Below are 21812 nucleotides of genomic sequence, written 5' to 3'. Positions count from 1 at the left end.
CACGTCAATCGGCGAGATCGACCGGTTGCGAGACGGAGATGCCCGCCGTGGTGATCTCGCACTTATAGGCGAGCGCCTCGACGCCGGCCGCGCGCGCTTGCTCGAAGGCGTCGCCATAGGCCGGGTCGATGTCGCGGGCGAGCGCAAAGCGCGCCGCATCGCCGCGCTGGATGAGATAGACCATCACCGCCCGGTTTCCGGCCTCGGCCATGGCGGCAAGCTCGCTTAAGTGCTTGGCGCCGCGGGCCGTCACCGAATCGGGGAACTCGGCAAGGCCGGGCCGGCGCATCAGGTGAACATTCTTGATCTCGACGTAGCAGGCGGGCCTTGCTTCGTCCTCAAGCAGAATGTCGATGCGGCTGTTTTCGCCGTAGCGCACCTCGCGGCGCAGGTTGCGGTAGCCGGCGAGCGGCTCGATGGCGCCGCCGCCGATCGCGGCCGAGACGAGCGCGTTGGGGTGGGCGGTGTTGATGCCGACCAGCGTCGGCCCCGAGCCGAGATCGACCTCGACCAGCTCCCAGCTCATCTTCAGCTTGCGCGCCGGATTGTCCGAGACCGACAGAAAGACGCGCGATCCGGGCACGGCGAGCCCCAGCATGGAGCCCGGATTGGCGCAATGCGCGGTCACCTCCTCACCGCTATCGAGCCTGACGTCGGCGAGGAAGCGCTTGTAGCGCGCAATCAGCGTGCCGGGGACGAGGGGGGTCGGATACCGCATTGGTCGGCCCATAAACCCGATGTCGCGCCCTGGCAAGCATGGCGGCGGCGGGCGGGCGCTGATATAGAGAATTCGACCGGGCGCGGGACGCGCGCAGCGAGGCGGATCGGAGATGGCGGACGGGGAGCGGCAGGGACGGGTCACCGCGGCGGTGCTGGCCATCGGCGACGAGCTTCTTTCCGGCCGCACCAAGGACAAGAATATCGGCTATATCGCCGAATATCTTACGGAAATCGGCGTCGACCTGATGGAGGCGCGGATCGTGCCCGATGTCGAGGACAGGATCGTCGAGGCCCTCAACGCGCTGCGCTCGGCCTACGACTATGTGTTCACCACCGGCGGCATCGGACCGACCCACGACGATATCACCGCCGACGCGGTGGCCAAGGCCTTCGGCGTCGGCATCGACCACGACGCGCGCGCGGTCGCGCTTCTGAAGGCGCGCTATAAGGCCAGCGGCTTCGAGCTCAACGAGGCGCGGCTGCGCATGGCGCGGATTCCGGACGGGGCCACGCTGATCGAAAATCGGGTCTCGGCCGCGCCCGGCTTCCGCATCGACAATGTATTCGTCATGGCCGGTGTGCCGGCGATCATGCAGGCGATGCTCGACGAGGTGGCGCCGCTGCTCAGGACCGGGCGCAAGGTGCACGCGCTGACCGTCAAGGTGACGGCGCCGGAGGGCGACGTGGCGGCGGTGCTGGCGGAGGTGCAGGGGCGCTTCGAGGGCGTGAGCATCGGCAGCTATCCCTATTATACGCAAAAGGGATTCGGCACCAACGTGGTGCTGCGCTGCCGCGACGAAGCGCGCCTTGCCGAGACCGAAAAGGTGCTGCGCGAGGCGCTCGCCGCCGCCGCGGCCGAGGCGTGAAACAGGAGAGCCGAAGAACGGCGGGGAGGACGAGGGGGCGATGGGCGACACGGGCGAAAAGAGCTTTCCGGTCTCCTGGGACCAGTTTCACCGCGACGCGCGAGCGCTCGCCTGGCGGCTTTCGAGCGAGGCGCCGCGCTTTCAGGCCATCGTCGGCATCACCCGCGGCGGGCTGGTGCCGGCGGCGATCGTGGCGCGCGAGCTCGACATAAGGGTGATCGAAACGGTTTGCGTCGTCTCCTACAGGAAGGACAACCGGCCAGGGGAGGTGAAGGTGCTCAAGGAGATCGCGGAAACGGTACGCAAGCTCGGGGAGGGCAACGGCGCCGGCGTGGTGGTGGTCGACGACCTGGTCGATACCGGGCAGACGGCGCGGGTGGTGCGCGAGATGCTGCCAAGAGCGCATTTCGCCGCCGTCTACGCCAAGCCCATGGGCCGGCCGCTGGTCGACACCTTCGTTACCGAGGTGTCGCAGGACACCTGGATCCATTTTCCCTGGGATCTCGGCCTGCAATTCGCCCCGCCGCTCGCCGAGGGATCAGGCAGGTAGGGACGGGGGCGCACAAGCGCCAGAGCGAATTCCGTTCGCGTTGAATCGGATTTTGCTCTTATCTTTTCGTTTGAGCATGTTCTTTTCGCAAAACCGGTTCCCACTCTTGCGGAACATGCTCGAGGACCCGCGCGGCCGGAAGGGCTTGATCGGGGGAGCCGCCATCTTTAGGCCGGAGGACAGTGCGGGCGTGGCGGAACTGGTAGACGCTAGGGACTTAAAAGCATTAAAAGGTAGGTCTTTTCTCAACAAATAACTTGCATAATCAAGTCGTTATGGTAACAAAGGCGCAGAGAGAAGCCTTACACAAGCCTTACACAAAACAGCCCAAAAAGGCCCTTTCCCATGGCTCCGCTGCACCACACCCTCATGGGCGGCAGGCTGCACGTCTACCGCCGCGAGAACAGCCGGTTCTGGCAATGCTCGACCTATCTTGCGGGCAAGAACAGGCGCACCAGCACCAAGGAAGAAAGCCTGTCCCTCGCCAAGGAGATCGCCGAGGACTGGTTCTTGACCCTGAAAGGCAAGGCCCGCAGCGGCGAGATCAACGACGAAAAAACCTTCCGCGAAGCGGCGGACCAGTTCGTGCGCGAGTACGGCATCATCACGCAAGGCGAGCGCAATCCCCAATATGTCGCCGGCAACGAGCGCCGGCTCAATCTGCACCTGCTTCCGTTTTTCGGAGCGATGGGCCTGTCCGGGGTCACGCCCGGCCAGGTGCAGGAATACCGGATCGCGCGGCGCGCCATTGCCATGGAACAGCGCGGCAAGCCGCCCGCGCGCAATACCACGCACCAGGAAATCGTGACGCTGCGCCAAGTGCTCAAGACCGCGCTGCGCCACGGCTGGCTGAAATTCCTGCCCGACCTGTCCGAGCCGTACCGCTCCGGCGGCAAGATCAGCCACCGGGCATGGTTCTCGCCGGAGGAATACAAAAAGCTGTACGAAGCGACGCGCCGCCGCGCAAAAGACCCACGGCGCGAGCGCTTTCGCTGGGCCTCGGAACAGGTGCACGATTTCGTGCTGTTCATGGCCAATACCGGCCTGCGGCCCGACGAAGCCTACCGGCTGCAATACCGCGATATCGCCATCGTGCAGGACGAGGCGACCGGACAGACCATCCTTGAGATCGAAGTGCGCGGCAAGCGCGGCACCGGCTATTGCAAAAGCATGACCGGCGCGGTGTTGCCGTTCAAAAGATTGGTCAAGCGCAACGCCCCGCAGCCCACCGACCTTGTGTTTCCAAAGCGGCACCGCGAGCTGTTCAACAAAATCCTCGATGAGGAAGATCTGAAATTCGACCGCGAGGGCACCCGCCGCACCGCCTACAGCCTGCGGCACACCTACATCAGCCTGCGGCTCATGGAAGGCGCGGACATCTATCAGATCGCCAAGAACTGCCGCACGAGCGTTGAAATGATCGAAAAATACTACGCCTCGCATATCAAGAACCGGATCGACGCGGCGGCGATCAATATCCGCCGCGAGCGCCCGAAACCGAAAAAGACCAGGGCGGCAAAGCGGACCGCATCTTGATCCGGCTCCCTTGGCCGCGCGCGGCGGCGCGGCTATAGCTGTCATCCCACGCGGGCGTGGCGGAATCTGGTAGACGCAACGGACTTGAGAAAGGCTTGAGTGCTTCCGGGGAAACCCGGAATGCAGAACTGCCCAAATTCGGGGAACCCTGTGAAATGGCAATCCCGAGCCAAGCCCGGACGGCCGGTCGCGGACGGGAAGGTGTAGAGACTAGACGGGCAGCGCCTAAACGCCGCCGCTTTGCGGCGCATGGCGAAGGGATAGTCCAGACCACAAATCCGCCGTCGCGCCACATGGCGCTATGGCGAGAGCGGCGAAAGCCGTAGCTGGTATGAAAATCCGTTGGGCGTAAGCCCGTGGGGGTTCGACTCCCCCCGCCCGCACCATCCTTTCACCCGGCCTGCCGCAAGCGCAGGCTTTGGACATAACGCTTCGGAGCAAGCCAAGCGCCTTTCCTGGAAAGCCGTCTTTGGGCCTTTCCACATGCGCCGGAATCCGATGTGAAGCGCTTATGTCAACAGAAGGGCATTCAGGGGGCGCGGTTTTTTCATAACGCCGAGCGGATCGGTTTTCATAAAGGCGCGAAACACCCCGTCCATGCACAAATGACTCCATTGCCGCACCGACAGGCGCTCCCTTTTTCTTCCTGAATCTAAAAACCTGTAGTTCTGTGACTCTTTTGACGCCCCTGGAATTCGCGGCTTGCACGGCCACGCCTTTTTATGGTGGCGGGCCAGCAGCGGCGCGCACAGTGCGATCAGCAGCCCGGTGCACAGCCGCGAGCGCTGTCCCCGGATTACTTCGGTGTCGATATAGCCTTCGCGTTCCAGCAGCCGCAGATAGCGCTGCACCGTGCGCCGCGAGCGGTGCAGCGCTTCCATCAAATAGGTGACGGTGATCGCGGTGAACCGCCCCTCCCGGTTCTGCCGGTAGATGATCTCGGCGAGCTTGCGCGCGAGCCGCCGCGCGCCGTCCGTCAGGTTCCGGTCGGCTTCCAGCTTTGCCGACAACTCCGGCACGTAACAGCCGGTGTCCTTGGGCTTCGCGTGGCGCGGTCGCTCGTACAGGCCGTGGCGGTGGCAGGTTTGCAGCGCGCGTTGCCGCCGCGCCTCGTAAACCGCGCGGTCCCCCCGCTCTTGCTCGGTCGTGATCCACCCGGCCTTGAGCGCAATCGCGTAGGCCGGGGTGCCGTAACGCGGCTTCTCAAAGCCCGCAGGCGGCGGGCCGATGTCCTCGAAGCCGAGGGACGGTTCCGGGCGAATTGGCGCGCGCGGGACGCGGCGCGCCTGCCCGACGAGTTCCATTTCGGGCTGTCTGTGTATGTTGAGCATCGTGTTCTCTCCTTCTTTGTTGGAGAAAAACCCGGTCAATAAAAAGGCGTTCAAAACTTTGCTTAAAAGTCTTGCGTGCAATATCTGACTCTGCAATACTGAGATGGCGTAGTTTTACTCAATAAACAGATTTAACGATGTTGCCCGCCATTGGCGGGTTTTTCTGATTGCGTCGGAAAATACTCCTGTAGTTCAGCTTTTGAAGAAACACTGCCGGACGGCAGTGGATACGGCGCGACCGGGCGAAAGAGTGCCCAGCTAGCTGTAACGATTATTGTTCCATAATTGAGAGCATCATTCAAATCCAACGTTATACTTTTCGGGTAGTACAGCGGAACCCCTTAGTGAAAGCGGGTTTGCGACGACGAATATGTTCATAAGAAGACGATTCGGATCAGAAATAAGCGAATCGTCATGCAAAAACAGTAGCAGACATAAGTTCTTATATCAATTCTTACGAAGTCTTACTTAAGAACGAGACACGCCCTTTGCGGAGAGAAAATAAAATAGACGAATACGGTCAACAGGATAACCATGAACTTATAAGATTTATATGTAAGCCTGATATACGAATATATCCGATGTTCGATATAAGCGTTCTTATAAGAGCTTCATGTGCCGACATAAGCGGTTCTTACATCAGGGAGCCGAAGTCTGTGTATAAGAAAGTAATTAAATATTGTCAGGCATTATAAGTCTTGGATAGAATACTTATATCCAACGTGCTCTTTTTACGAACTTATAGATTTCAAATATGCAATTAACACCTACTGAAGCCCTCAAAAGAATCTCTGTAAGCGCAGACACGTTATACAAGGACATGAAGCGCGGAAAACTTAGCTATGAAAAGAAAGGTAGTCGCAAGCGCCTGATCGACGTGGCGGAGTTGGAGCGCGTATACGGATCGCTGAGGCCAGAGCATGAGGGGCCAACATCAGAGGATATCGATCCTGATATAGGGTCTGACATTGGCCGCATGCCGGGCGAATCACCGACAAAAGAGTCCGCGACCGAAATTGCGTTGCTCAGGCTACAGGTTCAAATCCTGGCTGAAGAACGAAGGCGTGAGCGCGAGCAGACCCAGGAGCAGATCGAAGACCTGAAGGCGAATCTCAAAAACGCACAAGAACATCAAACACGTTTGACGGCTTTGATTACAGATCAGAGACAAGAAAAAGACAGGAAGGAAGCACAGCACCACGCGCTTCTCATAAAGGAACTCAGACAGCGGCAACTAAAGCTAGAGCATGAACTTAAGGAGCGTAATCGCGGGTTTTTCTCGCGCTGGCTGGGAGCAGGAAAGCTGAAGACAGGCCCGCAAGCGTCGTCGCGCCCGGCCACAGCGCCGCCGTCAACAGGACAAGGCAATATGTAAACCGTCAAGCGACACTTGACAGTCACCTTGTCCGCCTGATATCCTGAAATGAATGAAGATTCGGAATGTGAAGCATAAAGGCTTACGCCGTTTGCTTGAGGACGACCGCAGCGCCGGATTGCCGGCCCCGCTTGTCGATAAAATCCGCAAAATGCTCGCCTTCCTGCAAGACATGGAAAGCGCCGGGGAATTGCAGACGGTCCCGAGCTGGAAAGCCCATCAGCTCACCGGAGATCGCAAGGGCGCGTGGAGCCTTTTCGTCTCGAAGAACTGGCGCATCACCTTCCGGGTCGATGAAACCGAAGTCGAGATCATCGACCTCGATTATGAGGACTACCACTGAAAGGAGGGTCGCCATGACCGCGACTGGAAATTACAGGCTCAAGAACCCGCCGCATCCCGGCGGCTTCGTGCGCACCGAAATCGTCGAGCCGATGGAGCTGTCCGTGACGGCCGCCGCGAAGGCGCTTGGCATCACTCGCGCCGCGCTCTCGGCTTTTCTGAACGAGCATTCCGCGCTGTCCCCGGACATGGCGCTGCGCATCGAAAAGGCTTTTGGGGTCAGCATGGACACGCTCATGCGGATGCAGAACAGCTACGACATCGCCCAGGCCCGTAAGCGGGAAGGGGAGATCGACGTTGCCCGCTTTGTGCCGCAGAAAAATTCCGAACGGCAGCCCGGAATGTTTTGACGAGGACGATAGCGAGTGGCAATTGACACCATTTTTCAGGGCAGCCTTTTCACAGGGGATTTAATCGGAATCTCACGCGTGAGATTCCGATTAAATCCCGGATCGCCCGTGCGCGCCCAACCTTCTGAAGATACCGCGCAGAGCTTTGTTCACGGAAAGTTCTTGATTCTGGCGCCTCTTTGGCGCCTAATGAGAATCATGATGAACGCTGCCCCCGAGCCTGCCGCGCGTCCGCGCATCAATCTCCGGCTTGCGCCGGAGCTGTGGCGCGCCATTGACGAATCACGCCGCAGGCGGCCCGGTACCGTTTCCCGCAATACATGGATCACCGAAGCGGTACTGGAAAAGCTTGAACGCAGCCCGCCAGACAAAACTCCCGGCGAGGACTCCGATGCTTGAGTACTACGAATTTTTCGCCGGTGGCGGCATGGTGCGGGCGGGGTTAGGCGCCGGATGGTCCTGCCTTTTCGCCAACGACTTCGATCACAAAAAAAGCCGCACCTATCGCGACAATTGGGGCGAAGGCGCCGCCTTGAAGACCGCCGATGTCCATTCCCTCAAAACGACCGACCTTCCGGGTCAGGCCGCGCTTGTCTGGGCCTCGTTCCCTTGCCAGGACCTATCGCTTGCCGGTGGCGGCGCCGGACTCAAAGGCGAGCGCTCCGGCACATTCTGGCCGTTCTGGAATCTTGTCCGGGCGTGCGCCAAAGAGGGCAGGGCGGCGCCCGTTATCGTGCTTGAAAATGTCTGCGGCACGCTCACCTCACACGGCGGCAAGGATTTCACGGCCATCTGCGAAGCTTTCCGCCAAACAGGATATCGCTGCGGGGCCGTGGTGATCGACGCCGCGCTTTTCGTGCCGCAATCCCGGCCGCGCCTGTTCGTCATTGGCGTCCGAGACGATCTCGCCCTTCCGCCCGGCCTTGCCGCCGCTGACCCGGCCTCTCTCTGGCACAGCCGCGCGCTTGTGAACGCCTATGACAGACTTCTCCCGCGCGCCAGGCAAAATTGGGTTTGGTGGGCCATCCCCAAACCTGCGCGCCGCAAGACCAGCTTTGACGACCTGATCGAAGCCAATCCGGCAAGCGTGCCTTGGCATACCAAGCAGGAAACCACGCAGCTTCTCGCCATGATGAGCAGGGTCAACCGGGCCAAGGTCGAACAGGCCAAACGGGCAGGGCGCCAAATGGTCGGAACGATCTACAAGCGCACGCGCCACGACGAAAACGGAATCAAGGTGCAGCGCGCGGAAATCCGTTTTGACGACGTGGCCGGTTGCCTGCGCACGCCCGCTGGCGGGTCGAGCCGCCAGCTCATCATGGTCGTGGACGGCCGCACCGTCAGATCCCGCCTCATATCGAGCCGGGAAACGGCGCGCCTCATGGGCCTGCCCGACGATTACCGTCTGCCAGAAAACTACAATGAAGCGTACCACCTGACCGGCGACGGCGTTGTCGTCCCGGTTGTCCGGCATTTGGCGTCGCATGTGATTGAGCCTATCCTCCGGCATCAGGAGCGCGCTACCAGAGAGGCGGCATGACCGTCATTCCGTGCCAGCAGAACGAAGAACTAAGACGCAGGATTGAACGCTTCGCCGAAACGCTGAAAACCGAAGCCCACAAGCTGGGCGATCACGGCCTGGACGAGCACGAATTTTACAACAGCGGTCTGTTCCGGGGCGCCATCGAGCGTGTGCGCGGCCAGTTCTCCGCGACGATGCGCGACAAGCGCGAATTCATGACGTGCGTCCTCAACTTTATGCAGGACGAGCGCTTTATCGCCGACTGGAATTCAGCCGGAGAGGCCAACCGCCATGACTACGCCGTCGAACTGAGCAGCGGCAAGGTCGCAATCATCGAACTCAAAGGCTGTCTTGACGGCAACAACACCAACATCTTCGAGCGCCCGCCGCACGCCCAGGAATTTGTGATCTGGAGCGTTTGCACGAATCCGGGCGCCGATCCCCGCCATAACGCCTGGTCGGGCATTCACACCCGGCTTTCCGCCGAGATCATATTCCGCGAGCAGCGCGTGGACGGCGTGATTATCTGGGACATGGTTTGCGGCACGTTCGGGCGCCCTTGTCCAAAGGCAGGCGCGAACGGCGAACGGCTTACCGAAGTCGGGCCATACCGCCTGCCGCCGCCCTGCATTTACGTGTTGCCCGCCACCATCCCCAGCCCGCGCAACAATCCCAAGCCGCCCCCGCAGAAGCTTGGGGACGTTGAATTTCTGCAAGCCCTGTACGATTGCTTTGGCGGCGACCCGTCCGAAATCAACTATGTCGAGTTCGAGGTGCAGCATCGCGGCGCCGAAACCGTGCGCAAGACCACCATAACCCGCGACGGCATCGTGCAGCGGACTTCGGAGCCGACCGCTATTCGGAGGGCGTGAATGTCAGGCGCGCCCGAGCAGCGCAGCCGCATCATGCGCGCCGTCAAGGACAAGGACACGTCGCCCGAGCTGATCGTTCGCCGCCTGCTTCACCATCACGGCTACCGCTTTCGCCTTCACCGGCGCGATCTTCCCGGCAAGCCGGACCTCGTGTTTCCCGCCCGGCGCAAGGTGATTTTCGTTCACGGCTGTTTCTGGCACGGCCACGACTGCAAACGCGGCGACCGCATCCCCAAGACCAACACCGCTTACTGGACCGCGAAAATTGACCGCAACAGGCAGCGGGATCGCCGACACCGCGACGAGCTGCGGCGGCGGGGCTGGCAGGTGTTCGTCATTTGGGAATGCCAGCTACGGGATAAACCGGCCTCGCTTGACAAGGTGACTCGCTTTCTCGACGGGCGGACTGCCCATTCAAAGCCCGGCGCAGCGTCGCCACGTTGACGCCGAGCAGCGCGGCAACGTCGGCGCGGGATTGCCCGCCGTCGATCATCGCCGCCGCCTGTTCGAGCTGATAGGGCGAGAGCTTGGGCGGGCGACCGACGCGCACGCCCCGGCGCTTCGCCGCCGCCATTCCGGCTTTTGTCCGTTCGCGGATCAGCTCGCGTTCAAATTCCGCCAGCGTTGCCAGTATACCGAAGATCATCCGGCCTTCGGGCCGCGTCGTGTCAACTTGCGCCCCCTGGCCGGTGAGCACTTTCAGGCCGACCCCGCGCGTCTTCAAATCCTCGACAAGCCCGACCAGATCGAGCAGCGACCGGCCCAGCCGGTCGAGCTTCCAGACGACCAGCACGTCACCTTCGTTGCAGCGGGCGAGGGCGTCGCCCAGGCCCTTGCGGCCGTTCAGGACGCCCGACGCCTTGTCCTCGTGCACGACCGCGCAGCCTTCGGCTTCCAGAGCTTGCAATTGCAGGTCAAGATTCTGTTCGTCCGTCGATACGCGCGCATAGCCGATTTTCATGACAGACACCGTTCCCACTCCTGCCGCCCGTGGAGAACGCGGATAATCAGGATGCCTTCGCCGTGGACGGCATAGGCGATCATGTGCGCCTGATAGCGGTGCAGGCGCACCGGCGGGTCGAACTCTGCCCGTTCGCGGGCGATGTGGGGATTGTCCGCCAGCACGTCAAAAACCGCGACCATGCCCGCGTGATACTGTTCCGCCTGGGCCACGCCGAAATCCGCCGCGCCGCGCATGTAAATATCGATGATGTCCTGATCGGCTTGCCGTGTTGTTCTATAGTTCATGGTCCCGCGCGGCTTTTTCCTGTTTCCGCGCGGCCTCTAGCACGTCGCCGATCGAACGATCGCTGACGCCGCTTTCCAGACCTTCCGTGATGAGCTTTTGAAGCTCCGCCAGCTTGCTCGCGCGCTCCTGATCGCGCCGGATGAGATCGCGCACATAGTCGCTGGCATTGCTGTAGCGCCCGGTTTGAGCCTGCGCTTCCACCCAGTCTTTCATGGGGTCGGGCAGGGACACGTTCATTGTCGCCATGATGATACCTCCTGCCTCAATCATGGCACAGATTGCCAATCTTTGTCAAAAGCTGATAGTGGGATTTTGCACTGCCTTTTTGCGCGATCCGGCGTTTTCAAAAGCGACGCTGAATCAGCTAGTTATCTCATTGACATAAAGCCGGACCCTACCGCGCGAAAGGGTTCCATTTTGTCCGCCCGCTCCGCTAGCGGAGCGCGAGCCGCTTGCAAATATTCCCCGGTTGATTTCCCGCACCGTGACAGGCATAGTCTATGTAACTGTTAATAGTTCTTAATATTATTCTTGGTACACTTATACAATGGCAAATAGGAACGATTTTGATACTCGGCATTCTAGAATAACGCGACTGTGCTTCGCTCTATTCCTCTGTGTGCTGATTCCCGCATCCACGGCCCGCGCCGACTGCACCAATCCGGTCGCCACAGAGTCGCAAATTCGTTATTCGGCATCGCAGAACGTGCCGATGTACTGCAACGGCACCGACTGGATCGCTATGGGCCTTTTGAATCCCTCTGCCGGCGGCAGCGGCTGTGCGACCACGACGATGGGCGTTAAGCCCGAAGGCCATATCTTCTACAACTTGGATTTTCATGTCCTCCAATACTGCGACGGCGACGACTGGCGGGCCGTCGGCATCGGCGTTGTTGGCGGTTCGCTGGGGCTCTCCGGCCCATCGGGGTGCGCGAATATCGGCGATGAATGTGCGGACACCACGATTTTCGCGGGCTATCATCCGATCACACAGGAACATCTGTTCATCCCGCCGACGGATCAGGAGCAGCCCGGTAGCCCCGGCACATTCACGATGAACTGGAAGAACGCGACCGGAACGAACGATATCAGTACGGATTCGACGAATGACGGGCAAGTGAACCATGCCAATCGCGGTGGCGCGATTGGTGATTTTCAGGCGTTTCAGGCCTGTGAGGATTTAGGTTTCGGCGGTCATAGCGACTGGTACCTGCCCTCTCAGGTGGAGCTTTACTATTTGTGGTCGGTACGGGGGACGATTGAGGCAGGAGGAAACATAACCAATTTCCAGAACGCCTACTACTGGTCTTCTACGGAGTACAGTACACCCATTGCGTGGAGCCAGCTCTTCACCAATGGCTACCAGAGCAACGATATTAAGACTAATGGCTACAGGGTGAGGTGTGTCAGGCGCTGAGGCAGGCGCTGGGCCTGCCCGAGCGTCGGGGGGCACGATAACTATTGTGCCCCGCCTTTTGCGAAAGTGATAACGGCCATTCCGGCGATTCATTCCATGAACTGATCTCGGGCGCGCGTTTTCAGTTGACGGCCGCCCAAGGCCGCACGCGGCCCCGCTACGCTCCTGCGGGTGCGCCGGGAACCTTGTCCGGCCGGACGACGCTTTCCGCTCCGCTCGTTCCTCGCATCCGCTCCCGGCAGTCTTCATTCTTTTCCTTTGGCGTAGCCACAGCCCCGCTTCCTCGCGCCCGCTACGGCTAAAGTAGATTGCCGTTGATATACTTCGGAAAACGAAGCATAATTTTAGGACTATTAATAGAACTTAATATTTTTACTGATATTATGGAATGATGGCGAAAAGGAACGTTTTCGATACTTGGAAAAGAACAGCAATCATCGCCGCGCTTGCGACTTTTGTGGTTGCGCTGGCGCTGGCAGGATCGCTGACTTCGTCGAATAATTCTGCGCGCCCGGCGGCGACCGCCGCCGCGAAGTCGGCGCGCTTCGACGTGCGCGAGGCCGGCGCGCCCGCCGTCATCGTTATTGATCTTGACAACATCGAGCACGTGGCCGCGCCACCGCCACTGAGCGCCCCGGAAGAAAAGGAGAAACGTGAATAGGAAGCTGCATGTAATATTGCTCGGCATTCTCGTTGCGTTGATCGCCCCCGATGCGTTCGCGGCTTGCACGATCGCCTCGCAGCCCGCCCGAACATGGAATCCGGGCGCGATCGTCTTCAACAGCCCCTACAAGGTGATGGAATACTGCGACGGTACGAACTGGCGCACGATGATGGGCGGCGGCGTGATGGACCCGAGCCTCTCCACGCTGACCGATGTTGATGACGCGCTGGCCCCCGCCCACGCCGACATTCTGACCTACGACAGCATATCCGGCAAATGGGTGGCCGGTACCACCATCAGCGCGGAGACCGATCCCCAGGTCGGCGATGTCTCGATTGATGACAAATGGTGCCGCGCTTCCGGCGGCGCGGTCGAATGCAATCTGGATGCGCCCTCGGGCGACGGGATCGGCATCACCGCGCTGACCTCTGATGTCACGGCTTCGGGGTCTGGCTCTGTTGCAGCCACGATCGCCAACAACGCGGTGACGAATCCGAAACTACGCGATAGCGCTGCGCTCTCCGTCATCGGACGTTCGGCGAACTCTGTCGGTGATCCCGCCGACATCGCCGCCGGATCAGATCATCAGGTCCTGCGCCGTTCGGGCACCGCGCTTGGCTTCGGCGCGATAGACCTTGGGCAAGCGGCCGCCGTCACTGGAAATCTGCCGGTTGCGCGTCTCAACAGCGGAACTAGCGCGTCGTCATCGACCTTCTGGCGCGGCGACGGCACTTGGGCTGCGGAAACCGACCCGCAGGTCGGCACCACAACAAACAACCAGTGGTGCCGTGGTGATGGCTCTGCCGTGCAGTGCGATCAGGCAGCGCCGGGCGGCGTTCCTGCCGGGGCCGTCATGTCGTTCGATCTGGCGTTATGTCCTACGGGGTGGACGGCTCTGGCCGGTGCAGCCGGTCGGGTCTTGATCGGCGTCGGCACACTGGCACCCGACACCTACAATCTTGGCAATACTGGCGGCTCGGCGCGGCATACGCTGACCATCGCGGAAATGCCCGCGCATAATCACAACATGCGGGGTTCTTCCGCCACAGGAACAGCAGTAGATTCAGCTTCTAGGTCAGCCAGTAGTGCGGCAGATAACTTTACGCAAGACACTGGGGGCGGCGGTGCCCATGAAAACCGCCCGCCGTATTTGGCGCTGCTTTATTGCAAAAAGGACTGATGCGCCCTGCGGCGGAATACTGGAGCCGGTGCTATCACTCAAGGCTGGTCCCAAAAGAGTGATAACGGCCAATCTGAAAACTTGTTCTGCAAATTGATTCCGGGCGCGTCCGGCAGAGCCGGACCGGGCTGTCGTGAACCGTGCCGCGTCTGCGCCTCCCGGCTTGCCGCGTCCCGGCCATGCGGCTTCCATCCCTCGCGCATAAGGCGGCTTCGCCGCTGATCGAGCGGCCTTTCGGGCCGCGCTTTCTTTTCAGTTTCGAGGCCTGCGGCCGCTCTTTTCTCGGCAGGCTCCCGCCTGCCTGTCTGGGGCCTGCGGCCCCCTGGCCGTCAAGGCCAAGACGAGCGCCGCCGGGGCGTTTCCCCGACCTTCCTTCGCTGCGCTCCGTGCAGGCCGGGTGATCCCCCTCACCCCGGCGTCGGCCTTGACCGCCAAACCCCCGCTCATTGCCGCTCCGGCTAGTGCCGGTTGCATGTGCAACCGGCTTTTTAGAAGGAGAAAAGGCAATGAAATCAGACATCTATCAACGCATTACGGATCGCATCGTTTCCGATCTTGAGCAGGGCGTCAGGCCGTGGCTCAAGCCGTGGAACGCCGAGCACGCGGCAGGCCGCATCACAAGGCCGCTGCGCGGCAATGGCATCCCCTATCAGGGAATCAACGTTCTTATGCTCTGGTCCGAAGCCGTCGCGCGAGGCTTCGCCGCGCCGATCTGGATGACCTTCAAGCAGGCCAAAGAACTCGGCGCGCATGTGCGCAAGGGCGAGAGCGGCAGCCTCGTTGTTTACGCTGGCGCGATCACCCGCACCGAGGAAGGCGCGGACGGCAGCGAACAAGAGCGCGAAATCCCGTTCATGAAAGGCTACAGCGTCTTTAACGTCGAGCAGGTCGAAGGCTTGCCCGATCATTTCTACGCCCCGGCAGCGCCGCGCCTCGATCCCGTGCAGCGCATCGGCCGCGCCGAATCTTTTTTCGCCGCGACCGGCGCGCAGATCAGGCACGGCGGCAACATGGCCTGTTACAACGTCGCAACGGATTGCATCCGTATGCCGCCCTTTGAGGCGTTCCGCGATGCTGAATCTTATTACGCCACGCTTGCGCACGAAATGACGCATCTCACGCGGCACCCCTCGCGGCTTGACCGCGCCTTTGGCCGCGAGCGCTACGGCGATGAAGGCTACGCCAGAGAGGAACTGGTCGCCTTATCTTGACAGTCTGCACCGACTCTCAGCGTCCTGCTGACGTCGATGCGACAGGACTGACGGAGGCGCTATCCAGGCCGGCCGCAGCGCTCCCACATAGCTGGCGGAGGCCGGCCTGGATAGCGCCGGCAAGTTGAACTCCTTCGTTGAAGCTGGCTCCCCGGATGGGGGTCCGGGGGAAGGTTGAACAACTTATGGACAATGTAGTCGCAGCTTCAAGCATCACCATTCAGGAGCGCAGATCAGCGGAGGGCCTTGACGCCCATGTCCCAATGATCCTCCGGGACGGGGCGCTATACGATCCTGATCTGGATCGCTTTTTCCGCGACCTTCCTCTCAACGGCGTTCGCTCCCGCCATTCCCTTCGTGCCTATGGCTACGACGTTCTTGTCTGGGCTCGTTTCCTTTCGGAAGCCTGCGCGAAGACGATATGGCAAGCCGACCGGCATGATGTCCTTGCCTATCACCGCATCCGCCGCCGCGCCGAGGCCGGACAACGCATCTCCGCTGCTTCCTGGAATCGCGCCGTCGCCTGCCTCGATCGACTATATCGCTGGGGTGTGCAGGAAGGATTGATTGCGGAAGCACCCTTCACGCATCGCTCGGTTTGGAGGCAGGGGTACGCTGGGCGGCGGGCGCAGATTACGGCACGGAACGATGCCTATGAACCCGCCGCGCGTCGAGCGGACGTCAGTTTCGTCACGCTCGACGACTATCGGAGATTTCGGGATATCGGCTTGCGAAGCCTTCTCCCGGATGGAAGAATGCGCCCAAGTGCTCGCGATCGCAACGGCATTCGCAATGCGCTGTTTTCCGATCTTATAGTGACGACAGGTCTCCGGTTGGAGGAAGCGTCATCTCTCTTCGCTTCGGATCTCGTTTTCACCGGTCAGCACTCCGGCCGTCAGGTCTGGCTGGATTTGCCAGATGCCCAGACCAAGGGCGATCGCGGCCGCCAGATCCTCGTACCCGCTAGACTGCTCGAGCAGGTGCGCGCCTATATCGATGTCGAACGTGCTCATGCTGTCGCGAAGTTCCAGCAGCGCTCGGCGTGGCAATCGATCGTCCGACCGATCTTCGTGCATCGTGAGCGGCACGCTGCCCGGCTGCGATTGCTCGACGGCGGCGATATCGCGCTTGATCTACTCGATCCTGAGGAGCGCGGTCGGATCATTGTCTGCGACAGCGACGGCACACCGAGCGAACCGGCGGTATTGTGGCTTTCGGAGATCGGCAGGCCGGTGCAGCCGAACTCCTGGGAAGTCATTTTCGCCCGTGCCTCCAGCCGATGCAGATCCTGCGGTTTCGATATCAGCATCAGTCCGCACCAGCTCCGTCACACCTTCGCCGTTCACATGCTGGCGATGCTCATTCAGCACCGCATCCGTGATGCCGCGCTGCCTGCAGGACCGATGGAGGGATACCGGCAGATTCTCAGCGATCCTCTCCAGCAGGTGCAACGGCTCCTCGGTCATGCCAGCCTGACGACAACTTACATCTACCTCGACCACATCGCCACACGTGCCGACACCGTTGACGTAGCAGTCGAGGAACTCTTGGGGCTGCTTCCCTCGGAGGCTTCGCTGTGACCGGGCGGCCGCGCAAGGGAACTTCAGTCCGTTTTGCGCCAGCCGATGGCGTTGTTCCCCCGCACGCCAGCGATCAGGTGCTCGGTCTGCGCTTCAACATCGAGGCGCGCTACGGCGGAAACCTCGAAGTTGACCTCACCGACGCGCGCCCACGACCCTTCGCCATCGCTTTTGCAGCGGCTCTGCGCCGGCAGTCCGAGCTCGGTGGTCCGCTAGGTGCGCGGAGCACCATCAAACAGCACCTCCAAGGTTACCTCAGGTTTTTCGCGTATCTGGGCGAGCACTCCACGGCACAGACACCCGCCGATCTGCGCGCTGACGACATCGAGGGATACGAAGCTTTTCTCGAAGCTGGCGGGATGAAGCCTATTCACCGGCATACCGTTCTCGCCAAGGCCATCCTCGCCTTGCGCTCGATCGACACCGACCAGCCTGGTCTTCTGGACGAGAGCGTCCGTCGTCGTTTGGCCTATACCATTGCACGATCCGTCGGTCGCTCGCAGCCCCGTGACGCTTATGGCCCCTTCGTTGCAAGGCAACTTCGCGATGCTGCCCGCGCCGATATCGGCAAGATTTTCAGACGGATCGGGAAGCCGCTCGATAGTGACGACGGTGACGCCAATCTCCGCAGAGTGACCGACGAAGCCAACGCCCGGATTGTTGCCTCCGGCAGGCTCAGCAGTGGGGACCGCACCTTCAAGAGCCTCTATTTCATGAGGCTACGGCGCAATCTTCCCGTTTCAGCCCTGGCTGAAGATCTACACGCACGTTTCCATCTGCGTGCAATGGATATTCCACCACTTCTGACCTTCCTGTCTCTCGAGACCGGCCTGGAGCTCGAATGCTGCAAGGCGTTGACGATCGAGTGTCTTCAGAACCCCGGACCCGGCACGATCGAGATCGCGTATGTCAAGCGGCGTGCCCGCGGCGCTGAGCACAAGTACATTCGCGTCCGTGACGGCGGGATCGGAACACCGGGCGGTCTGATCCGCAAGCTGATCGAGGCAACGGCATTCACACGGCAGTTCGTCCCAAGCGAGAACCTTTGGCTCTATTATTACACCGGGCGGAAGCAGCTTCGTGCAGGTCTGGAGCATCAGCAGGAGCTCGTAGCCAGATGGATAAAGGGGCATAATCTCGTCGATGACGATGGTGAGCCTCTTCGCCTCGTGCTTTCCCGCTTGCGCAAGACCCACAAGGCACTCTGGTATCTGAAGACCGAGGGCCATATGACCCGTTTCGCCGTCGGGCATACGCCGGAGATCGCCGCACGCCACTACGCGGACATCCCCTCGCTCCGACCGCTGCACGAAGCCACTGTTGCCGAGGCATTTTCCGAAGTCGCGGCGGCCGCCGGTCCGATCGTCCTGACGCCTGCCGAGGAAGATTCCTGGCGGCAATGCGATGCCCCGCCCGAAGGACGACGCAAGGACCGCGATAGTGTCCTGCGTGGTGAACAGGACGTTTGGCTGGCGGCATGCTCTGGTTTTGACCGCAGCCCGTTCGGGGAGCCAGGAGCGCCTTGCCCGCAACCTTTCTGGGGCTGTCTTGAGTGCCGCAACGCGGTCATCACCGCGCGCAAGCTGCCGGCGATCATCGCGTTCCTGCAGTTTATCGAGGAGCAGCGGGCGGGTCTCTCCGCCTCAGACTGGGCGATGAAGTTTGGCCGCGCCCATGCTCGCATCGCCGGGCAAGTTCTGCCTGCATTTCCCGAGAGCATGGTTGCCGCAGCCCGCCGTGAGGCGGAAGTGCATACCCTTTATCTGCCGCCGGAGGCGCGGCAATGAGGGGATTGTCGCGAGCAGCTTCCACCTCCCGGCAACTCGATCTGCGCCCAGTTCTTGCGTCCGCCCCGTTAAAGCCGGGTTTCGCGCGGGAAGCTCTTTCGCGCTACAGCGATCCGAGCTGGGATCTCGGACCGGCCGTGTTTCGCGAGAGCGCCCGTCGCTGTCATGTCACCGTGCATTTCGGGGCCGTCGAGGATGTGAGCGTCCGCGAGGCGTTGCGCGAACTTCTCTATGCCCGGCTGAACGTCGACCTGCCGGGTCACCGCAAGATTCTTTCTCCCGGTAGTGTCCGACAGGTATTCAACCGCGCACGACGCTTCTTCGAGTTCGTGCGTGATGAACTCGGTATGGTCGATCTCCACCGTGTCGACCAGCCACTTCTGGACCGCTATGCCCGCCACCTCAAGGCCGACCGTGCTCGTCGGCCGGTCATTGTCACCCACCTGCTGGAGGTCCCGTTCGATCTCTATGCCTATCGCGATGATCTTCCTTCCGGAGGGTTGTCATTCCAGCCGTGGGCCGGAAGACCTCCTGCGCGCGTCGCGGGCTATCGTCAGGTTCGTGAGAACCGGACACCGCGGATTCCCGAGGCGATCATATCGCCGCTGCTGGCCTGGTCGATCCGTTATGTCACCGAGTGTGCCGCCGATATCTTCGCAGCCCGCGAGGAGATGGATTGTCTCGAAGCTCATTGCGCCACGCTCGTCGAGCAAGACAGCGTCCTCGAACGTCAAGACCGACGGCGCCGGCAGCGTAACCGGCTTGAGGACTATTTCAGGCGGCTTCGCAGTGAAGGTCGCGGGGTGCCGATCTGGGGCACCGCCCATAACGGCATATTTCTCCGGCATCCCGAGACAGGAGACCTGTCGCCACCCGTCAACTCCCACCTGCTTCATCTACACATCGGTGTCGACGCCCGCGCCGAGAAGCGAATGCATGTTCAACTCGCAAGCGGTGCGCCCGATCTCATCGATGCCGCCCTACGCGAACTCGGTGTGGAAGCCGGCGGGATGGATACGCCGATCTCCATTCTGCCCGAGACCGGCAAGCCCTGGCGACCCCGCTTCGACGCCAAGACCCTCGCGGCGGAAGAGCGCATGCTGCAATCAGCCGCCTATATCCTGTGCGCCTATTTGACCGGCATGCGGGACTGCGAAGTCCAGGCGATGCAGCGTGGATGCCTTTCCCTGACGCGCAGTGAAGATGGCATGATCATGCGCCATCGCGTGCGGTCGGTCGCCTACAAGGGCAAGTCTAGCCAGGGTGAGCCTGCCGAATGGATCACCATCGAGCCAGTTGCCAAAGCTATCGAGGTCTTGGAACGTCTATCGTTTCCCTCGGCATCGGCTCGTGATCTCACGACCCTTTGGCCGGTATTGGCCGCGAAGTCCTACTGTAAGGACCACCTCTCGGCCGAGATCGTCCGTCAGCTCAACCGCTTCCGAGATCATCTCAACGATCTGTTCGGCACACCGGAGAGGCCGGCGATCCCGAATAGACCTGGTGGCCAGCCTTGGCGGATCACGACGCGGCAATTCAGACGAACGATCGCATGGCACATCGCCAACCGGCCCTTCGGCACTATCGCCGGCATGATCCAGTATAAGCATGCCTCCGTCGCCGCGTTCGAAGGCTATGCCGGCTCCAACCGTTCGGGCTTTCGGGCGGAAGTCGAGAACCAGCGTAGTCTCGGCCAGCTCGATGACCTGTTAACATATTTCGATGAGCGCCAGGCCGGTGCAACGCTGTCCGGCCCGGCGGCGGCACGTATCGCGAAGACGCTCGACAGCATATCGGACGATCTCGGCCCGCTTCCGGCCATGATCGCTGATCGCGCCCGGATCCGCACCATGCTCGCGAGCCTCGCGCGGACATTGCATGTCGGCGTGCTCGCCGACTGCTTCTTCGATCCCGGAACCGCCCTGTGTTTGAAGCAAGCGACGGGCGTCGACCGCAAAATGCCGCTGACGGCTCTCTGTCAGCCAACCCGTTGTCCGAATGCCTGCATCACCTCCAGACATCGGCCAGCATGGGTGCGTTCAGCCGATGACGCAAGAACATTGCTGAAGGAGAAGCGCTTGTCTCCTCTGCAACGCTCGTCGTTGGAGGCCGACGTTGAGCGTATTCAGGACGTTGTCAGGGATGTTTCTGAGTCATGACCGCCCGTCCACGGACCAAAGCGGTCATTCGCCGCGTTGCGTAGGAATGACGAGAGTGCGGACAAAGTTGACGTTCCCAGAGACCGTCACTACCCTGAATTCTGGCGGGTCTTCTTTTCCGGGTTCATTAATTCGGCTTATCAACGCGCGAAGGAACAGGGAGCATGTATTGACATTTCAATTGGCAGGCAGCGCGATCGAAATCTACGAACGAGTAATGGTGCCTTTGTGGTTTGGACGATGGGCAGAAGCCCTCGTCGATCTATTGTCGCTCCAGCCGTCGGAAAGGGTGCTGGACGTCGCCTGCGGAACCGGTGTCACGACAAGGTTGGCCAAAAGTAGGGTCGGGCCAGGCGGGCGGGTCGATGGGCTCGACATCAATGCCGCCATGCTCGCCAAGGCGAAAGATCTGGCAGACGCGCTCGATATCGGTTGGATCGAGAGAGATGCCGCCAACAGCGGGCTGCCCTCCGGCAGCTACGAGGTGGTCATGTCACAGCACGGCTATCATTATTTTCCCAACAAGCCGGCTGCACTGGATGAGTTCCGGCGTCTTCTTGCCCCGAAAGGGCGCATGGCCTTCTCGATCTGGGTTGGTCACAGCCCCTATACACGGGCGATATGCACCGCCGTCGCAAAGCACATCTCGCCAGAAATTGCCCAAAAGCAACGCTCTCAGAGAGAGACACCATCTGCCGATGATTTGGCTTCTCAGGTGGACAGCGCCGGCTTTTCCGATGTCGCCATCCACAGACAGGAATTGATGATCGATGTGCCGTTGGCACGTGAATTCGTGCCCCTGCACCTCGGTTCGATGCCGATTTCAGGTGCGTTCCTGGCGCTCTCCGACGTTGCGAAAGAACGGTTGATTGACGACGTAGAGGACGCGCTCAGCGGATACGTTCAAGGTGGGCGGATTGTCTATCCGGATGCAGTACACGTCGTGATCGGTTTCAAATAGGTGACAGGAATTGTTGGGAGCTTCCCGATGGTTCGGTGTCCGCATCGGGCTCATTTGAGACCTTCGCCGCGCCAAACATCAACGTCTCCTGCATGCTAAATTGCGCATTTCAAGCTTGACTGTCAGGATATGTCGCCGAG

The 21812-nt window shown here is 60.9% G+C and carries 22 protein-coding genes and 1 pseudogene; 18 read left to right on the top strand and 5 right to left on the bottom strand.

The window, feature by feature from the left end; translation table 11 throughout:
• Nucleotides 1–4: 4 nt before the first annotated feature.
• Nucleotides 5–718, bottom strand: a complete 714-nt coding sequence (gene sfsA, locus Q8P46_14565) for a DNA/RNA nuclease SfsA (protein MDP2621371.1) — start codon at nucleotides 716–718, stop codon at nucleotides 5–7.
• A gap of 112 nt (nucleotides 719–830) precedes the next feature.
• On the opposite strand from sfsA, the gene Q8P46_14560 reads away from it, so the two are divergent.
• From Q8P46_14560 to Q8P46_14550, 3 genes are all read left to right on the top strand, one after another.
• Nucleotides 831–1586 carry a competence/damage-inducible protein A gene (locus tag Q8P46_14560; protein MDP2621370.1) on the top strand — a complete coding sequence of 252 codons (756 nt, stop codon included), beginning with the start codon at nucleotides 831–833 and terminating at the stop codon, nucleotides 1584–1586.
• A gap of 40 nt (nucleotides 1587–1626) precedes the next feature.
• The gene (gene gpt / locus Q8P46_14555) at nucleotides 1627–2136 is read left to right on the top strand and encodes a xanthine phosphoribosyltransferase (GenBank protein ID MDP2621369.1); all 510 of its coding nucleotides are present in this window, start codon (nucleotides 1627–1629) and stop codon (nucleotides 2134–2136) included.
• 345 nt (nucleotides 2137–2481) lie between these two features.
• A complete protein-coding gene (locus tag Q8P46_14550) occupies nucleotides 2482–3672 on the top strand; it encodes a site-specific integrase (protein MDP2621368.1) in 1191 nt (396 codons plus the stop codon).
• A 509-nt stretch (nucleotides 3673–4181) separates the two neighbouring features.
• On the opposite strand, the gene Q8P46_14545 is transcribed toward Q8P46_14550, so the two are convergent.
• Nucleotides 4182–5003 carry an HTH domain-containing protein gene (locus tag Q8P46_14545; protein MDP2621367.1) on the bottom strand — a complete coding sequence of 274 codons (822 nt, stop codon included), beginning with the start codon at nucleotides 5001–5003 and terminating at the stop codon, nucleotides 4182–4184.
• Between the two features lie 754 nt (nucleotides 5004–5757).
• Between Q8P46_14545 and Q8P46_14540 the strand changes: the two genes are divergently transcribed.
• The 7 genes from Q8P46_14540 to Q8P46_14510 are packed head-to-tail and all read left to right on the top strand — an operon-like array spanning nucleotide 5758 to nucleotide 9908.
• On the top strand, nucleotides 5758–6378 hold the full coding sequence (locus Q8P46_14540) for a hypothetical protein (GenBank protein ID MDP2621366.1): 621 nt from the start codon (nucleotides 5758–5760) through the stop codon (nucleotides 6376–6378).
• A 52-nt stretch (nucleotides 6379–6430) separates the two neighbouring features.
• Nucleotides 6431–6721 carry a type II toxin-antitoxin system RelE/ParE family toxin gene (locus tag Q8P46_14535; GenBank protein MDP2621365.1) on the top strand — a complete coding sequence of 97 codons (291 nt, stop codon included), beginning with the start codon at nucleotides 6431–6433 and terminating at the stop codon, nucleotides 6719–6721.
• Nucleotides 6722–6734: 13 nt separating this feature from the next.
• Nucleotides 6735–7070, top strand: a complete 336-nt coding sequence (locus Q8P46_14530; GenBank protein ID MDP2621364.1) for a HigA family addiction module antitoxin — start codon at nucleotides 6735–6737, stop codon at nucleotides 7068–7070.
• A gap of 15 nt (nucleotides 7071–7085) precedes the next feature.
• Nucleotides 7086–7469 carry a hypothetical protein gene (locus tag Q8P46_14525; GenBank protein ID MDP2621363.1) on the top strand — a complete coding sequence of 128 codons (384 nt, stop codon included), beginning with the start codon at nucleotides 7086–7088 and terminating at the stop codon, nucleotides 7467–7469.
• Nucleotides 7462–8610 (top strand): DNA cytosine methyltransferase, encoded by a 1149-nt coding sequence (locus tag Q8P46_14520; GenBank protein ID MDP2621362.1) that lies wholly within the window; start codon nucleotides 7462–7464, stop codon nucleotides 8608–8610. The genes Q8P46_14525 and Q8P46_14520 overlap by 8 nt, the downstream gene beginning before the upstream one ends.
• The gene (locus tag Q8P46_14515; GenBank protein ID MDP2621361.1) at nucleotides 8607–9464 is read left to right on the top strand and encodes a hypothetical protein; all 858 of its coding nucleotides are present in this window, start codon (nucleotides 8607–8609) and stop codon (nucleotides 9462–9464) included. Before Q8P46_14520 ends, Q8P46_14515 begins: the two co-directional genes overlap by 4 nt.
• A complete protein-coding gene (locus tag Q8P46_14510) occupies nucleotides 9465–9908 on the top strand; it encodes a very short patch repair endonuclease (protein ID MDP2621360.1) in 444 nt (147 codons plus the stop codon). It abuts the gene before it with no gap.
• Here the strand turns inward: Q8P46_14510 and Q8P46_14505 are convergent.
• From Q8P46_14505 to Q8P46_14495, 3 genes are read right to left on the bottom strand one after another with little or no spacing between them, the layout of a single operon-like run.
• Nucleotides 9799–10425 carry a recombinase family protein gene (locus Q8P46_14505; GenBank protein ID MDP2621359.1) on the bottom strand — a complete coding sequence of 209 codons (627 nt, stop codon included), beginning with the start codon at nucleotides 10423–10425 and terminating at the stop codon, nucleotides 9799–9801. The two genes, Q8P46_14510 and Q8P46_14505, sit on opposite strands and share 110 nt — an antisense overlap.
• Nucleotides 10422–10712, bottom strand: a complete 291-nt coding sequence (locus Q8P46_14500; protein ID MDP2621358.1) for a type II toxin-antitoxin system RelE/ParE family toxin — start codon at nucleotides 10710–10712, stop codon at nucleotides 10422–10424. The genes Q8P46_14505 and Q8P46_14500 overlap by 4 nt, the downstream gene beginning before the upstream one ends.
• Nucleotides 10702–10959: a type II toxin-antitoxin system ParD family antitoxin gene (locus tag Q8P46_14495; GenBank protein MDP2621357.1), complete on the bottom strand. Its 258-nt coding sequence runs from the start codon at nucleotides 10957–10959 to the stop codon at nucleotides 10702–10704. The genes Q8P46_14500 and Q8P46_14495 overlap by 11 nt, the downstream gene beginning before the upstream one ends.
• A 373-nt stretch (nucleotides 10960–11332) precedes the next feature.
• Between Q8P46_14495 and Q8P46_14490 the strand changes: the two genes are divergently transcribed.
• The 8 genes and pseudogenes from Q8P46_14490 (at nucleotide 11333) to Q8P46_14455 (ending at nucleotide 21672) form a co-directional block, all read left to right on the top strand.
• A complete protein-coding gene (locus tag Q8P46_14490; protein ID MDP2621356.1) occupies nucleotides 11333–12130 on the top strand; it encodes a DUF1566 domain-containing protein in 798 nt (265 codons plus the stop codon).
• Nucleotides 12131–12518: 388 nt separating this feature from the next.
• Nucleotides 12519–12791 carry a hypothetical protein gene (locus Q8P46_14485; GenBank protein MDP2621355.1) on the top strand — a complete coding sequence of 91 codons (273 nt, stop codon included), beginning with the start codon at nucleotides 12519–12521 and terminating at the stop codon, nucleotides 12789–12791.
• Nucleotides 12784–13974, top strand: coding sequence for a hypothetical protein (locus Q8P46_14480; GenBank protein MDP2621354.1), 1191 nt, complete (start codon nucleotides 12784–12786; stop codon nucleotides 13972–13974). Before Q8P46_14485 ends, Q8P46_14480 begins: the two co-directional genes overlap by 8 nt.
• 506 nt (nucleotides 13975–14480) lie before the next feature.
• Nucleotides 14481–15176 (top strand): annotated as a pseudogene (locus Q8P46_14475) (ArdC-like ssDNA-binding domain-containing protein).
• A gap of 194 nt (nucleotides 15177–15370) precedes the next feature.
• Nucleotides 15371–16765, top strand: a complete 1395-nt coding sequence (locus Q8P46_14470; protein ID MDP2621353.1) for a site-specific integrase — start codon at nucleotides 15371–15373, stop codon at nucleotides 16763–16765.
• On the top strand, nucleotides 16762–18552 hold the full coding sequence (locus Q8P46_14465; protein MDP2621352.1) for a hypothetical protein: 1791 nt from the start codon (nucleotides 16762–16764) through the stop codon (nucleotides 18550–18552). Before Q8P46_14470 ends, Q8P46_14465 begins: the two co-directional genes overlap by 4 nt.
• Nucleotides 18549–20711 (top strand): integrase, encoded by a 2163-nt coding sequence (locus Q8P46_14460; GenBank protein ID MDP2621351.1) that lies wholly within the window; start codon nucleotides 18549–18551, stop codon nucleotides 20709–20711. The genes Q8P46_14465 and Q8P46_14460 overlap by 4 nt, the downstream gene beginning before the upstream one ends.
• A gap of 169 nt (nucleotides 20712–20880) precedes the next feature.
• On the top strand, nucleotides 20881–21672 hold the full coding sequence (locus tag Q8P46_14455; GenBank protein MDP2621350.1) for a methyltransferase domain-containing protein: 792 nt from the start codon (nucleotides 20881–20883) through the stop codon (nucleotides 21670–21672).
• Nucleotides 21673–21812 lie beyond the last annotated feature (140 nt).

The sequence above is a fragment of the Hyphomicrobiales bacterium genome, assembly GCA_030688605.1.
Lineage (GTDB): Bacteria > Pseudomonadota > Alphaproteobacteria > Rhizobiales > NORP267 > JAUYJB01.
Note: the sequence above shows the minus strand (reverse complement) of the source record. Positions and strands in the feature narration are given on the sequence as shown.

What these genes read in the sequence shown, in the direction of transcription:
- Q8P46_14470 (MDP2621353.1), top strand. Translation starts at nt 15,371, where the DNA reads ATGGACAATGTAGTCGCAGCTTCAAGCATCACCATTCAGGAGCGCAGA.
- Q8P46_14520 (MDP2621362.1), top strand. Translation starts at nt 7,462, where the DNA reads ATGCTTGAGTACTACGAATTTTTCGCCGGTGGCGGCATGGTGCGGGCG.
- Q8P46_14505 (MDP2621359.1), bottom strand. Translation starts at nt 10,425, where the DNA reads ATGAAAATCGGCTATGCGCGCGTATCGACGGACGAACAGAATCTTGAC.
- Q8P46_14550 (MDP2621368.1), top strand. Translation starts at nt 2,482, where the DNA reads ATGGCTCCGCTGCACCACACCCTCATGGGCGGCAGGCTGCACGTCTAC.
- Q8P46_14510 (MDP2621360.1), top strand. Translation starts at nt 9,465, where the DNA reads ATGTCAGGCGCGCCCGAGCAGCGCAGCCGCATCATGCGCGCCGTCAAG.
- Q8P46_14545 (MDP2621367.1), bottom strand. Translation starts at nt 5,003, where the DNA reads ATGCTCAACATACACAGACAGCCCGAAATGGAACTCGTCGGGCAGGCG.
- Q8P46_14495 (MDP2621357.1), bottom strand. Translation starts at nt 10,959, where the DNA reads ATGGCGACAATGAACGTGTCCCTGCCCGACCCCATGAAAGACTGGGTG.
- Q8P46_14560 (MDP2621370.1), top strand. Translation starts at nt 831, where the DNA reads ATGGCGGACGGGGAGCGGCAGGGACGGGTCACCGCGGCGGTGCTGGCC.
- gpt (MDP2621369.1), top strand. Translation starts at nt 1,627, where the DNA reads ATGGGCGACACGGGCGAAAAGAGCTTTCCGGTCTCCTGGGACCAGTTT.
- sfsA (MDP2621371.1), bottom strand. Translation starts at nt 718, where the DNA reads ATGCGGTATCCGACCCCCCTCGTCCCCGGCACGCTGATTGCGCGCTAC.
- Q8P46_14540 (MDP2621366.1), top strand. Translation starts at nt 5,758, where the DNA reads ATGCAATTAACACCTACTGAAGCCCTCAAAAGAATCTCTGTAAGCGCA.
- Q8P46_14485 (MDP2621355.1), top strand. Translation starts at nt 12,519, where the DNA reads ATGATGGCGAAAAGGAACGTTTTCGATACTTGGAAAAGAACAGCAATC.
- Q8P46_14535 (MDP2621365.1), top strand. Translation starts at nt 6,431, where the DNA reads ATGAAGATTCGGAATGTGAAGCATAAAGGCTTACGCCGTTTGCTTGAG.
- Q8P46_14515 (MDP2621361.1), top strand. Translation starts at nt 8,607, where the DNA reads ATGACCGTCATTCCGTGCCAGCAGAACGAAGAACTAAGACGCAGGATT.
- Q8P46_14460 (MDP2621351.1), top strand. Translation starts at nt 18,549, where the DNA reads ATGAGGGGATTGTCGCGAGCAGCTTCCACCTCCCGGCAACTCGATCTG.
- Q8P46_14500 (MDP2621358.1), bottom strand. Translation starts at nt 10,712, where the DNA reads ATGAACTATAGAACAACACGGCAAGCCGATCAGGACATCATCGATATT.
- Q8P46_14530 (MDP2621364.1), top strand. Translation starts at nt 6,735, where the DNA reads ATGACCGCGACTGGAAATTACAGGCTCAAGAACCCGCCGCATCCCGGC.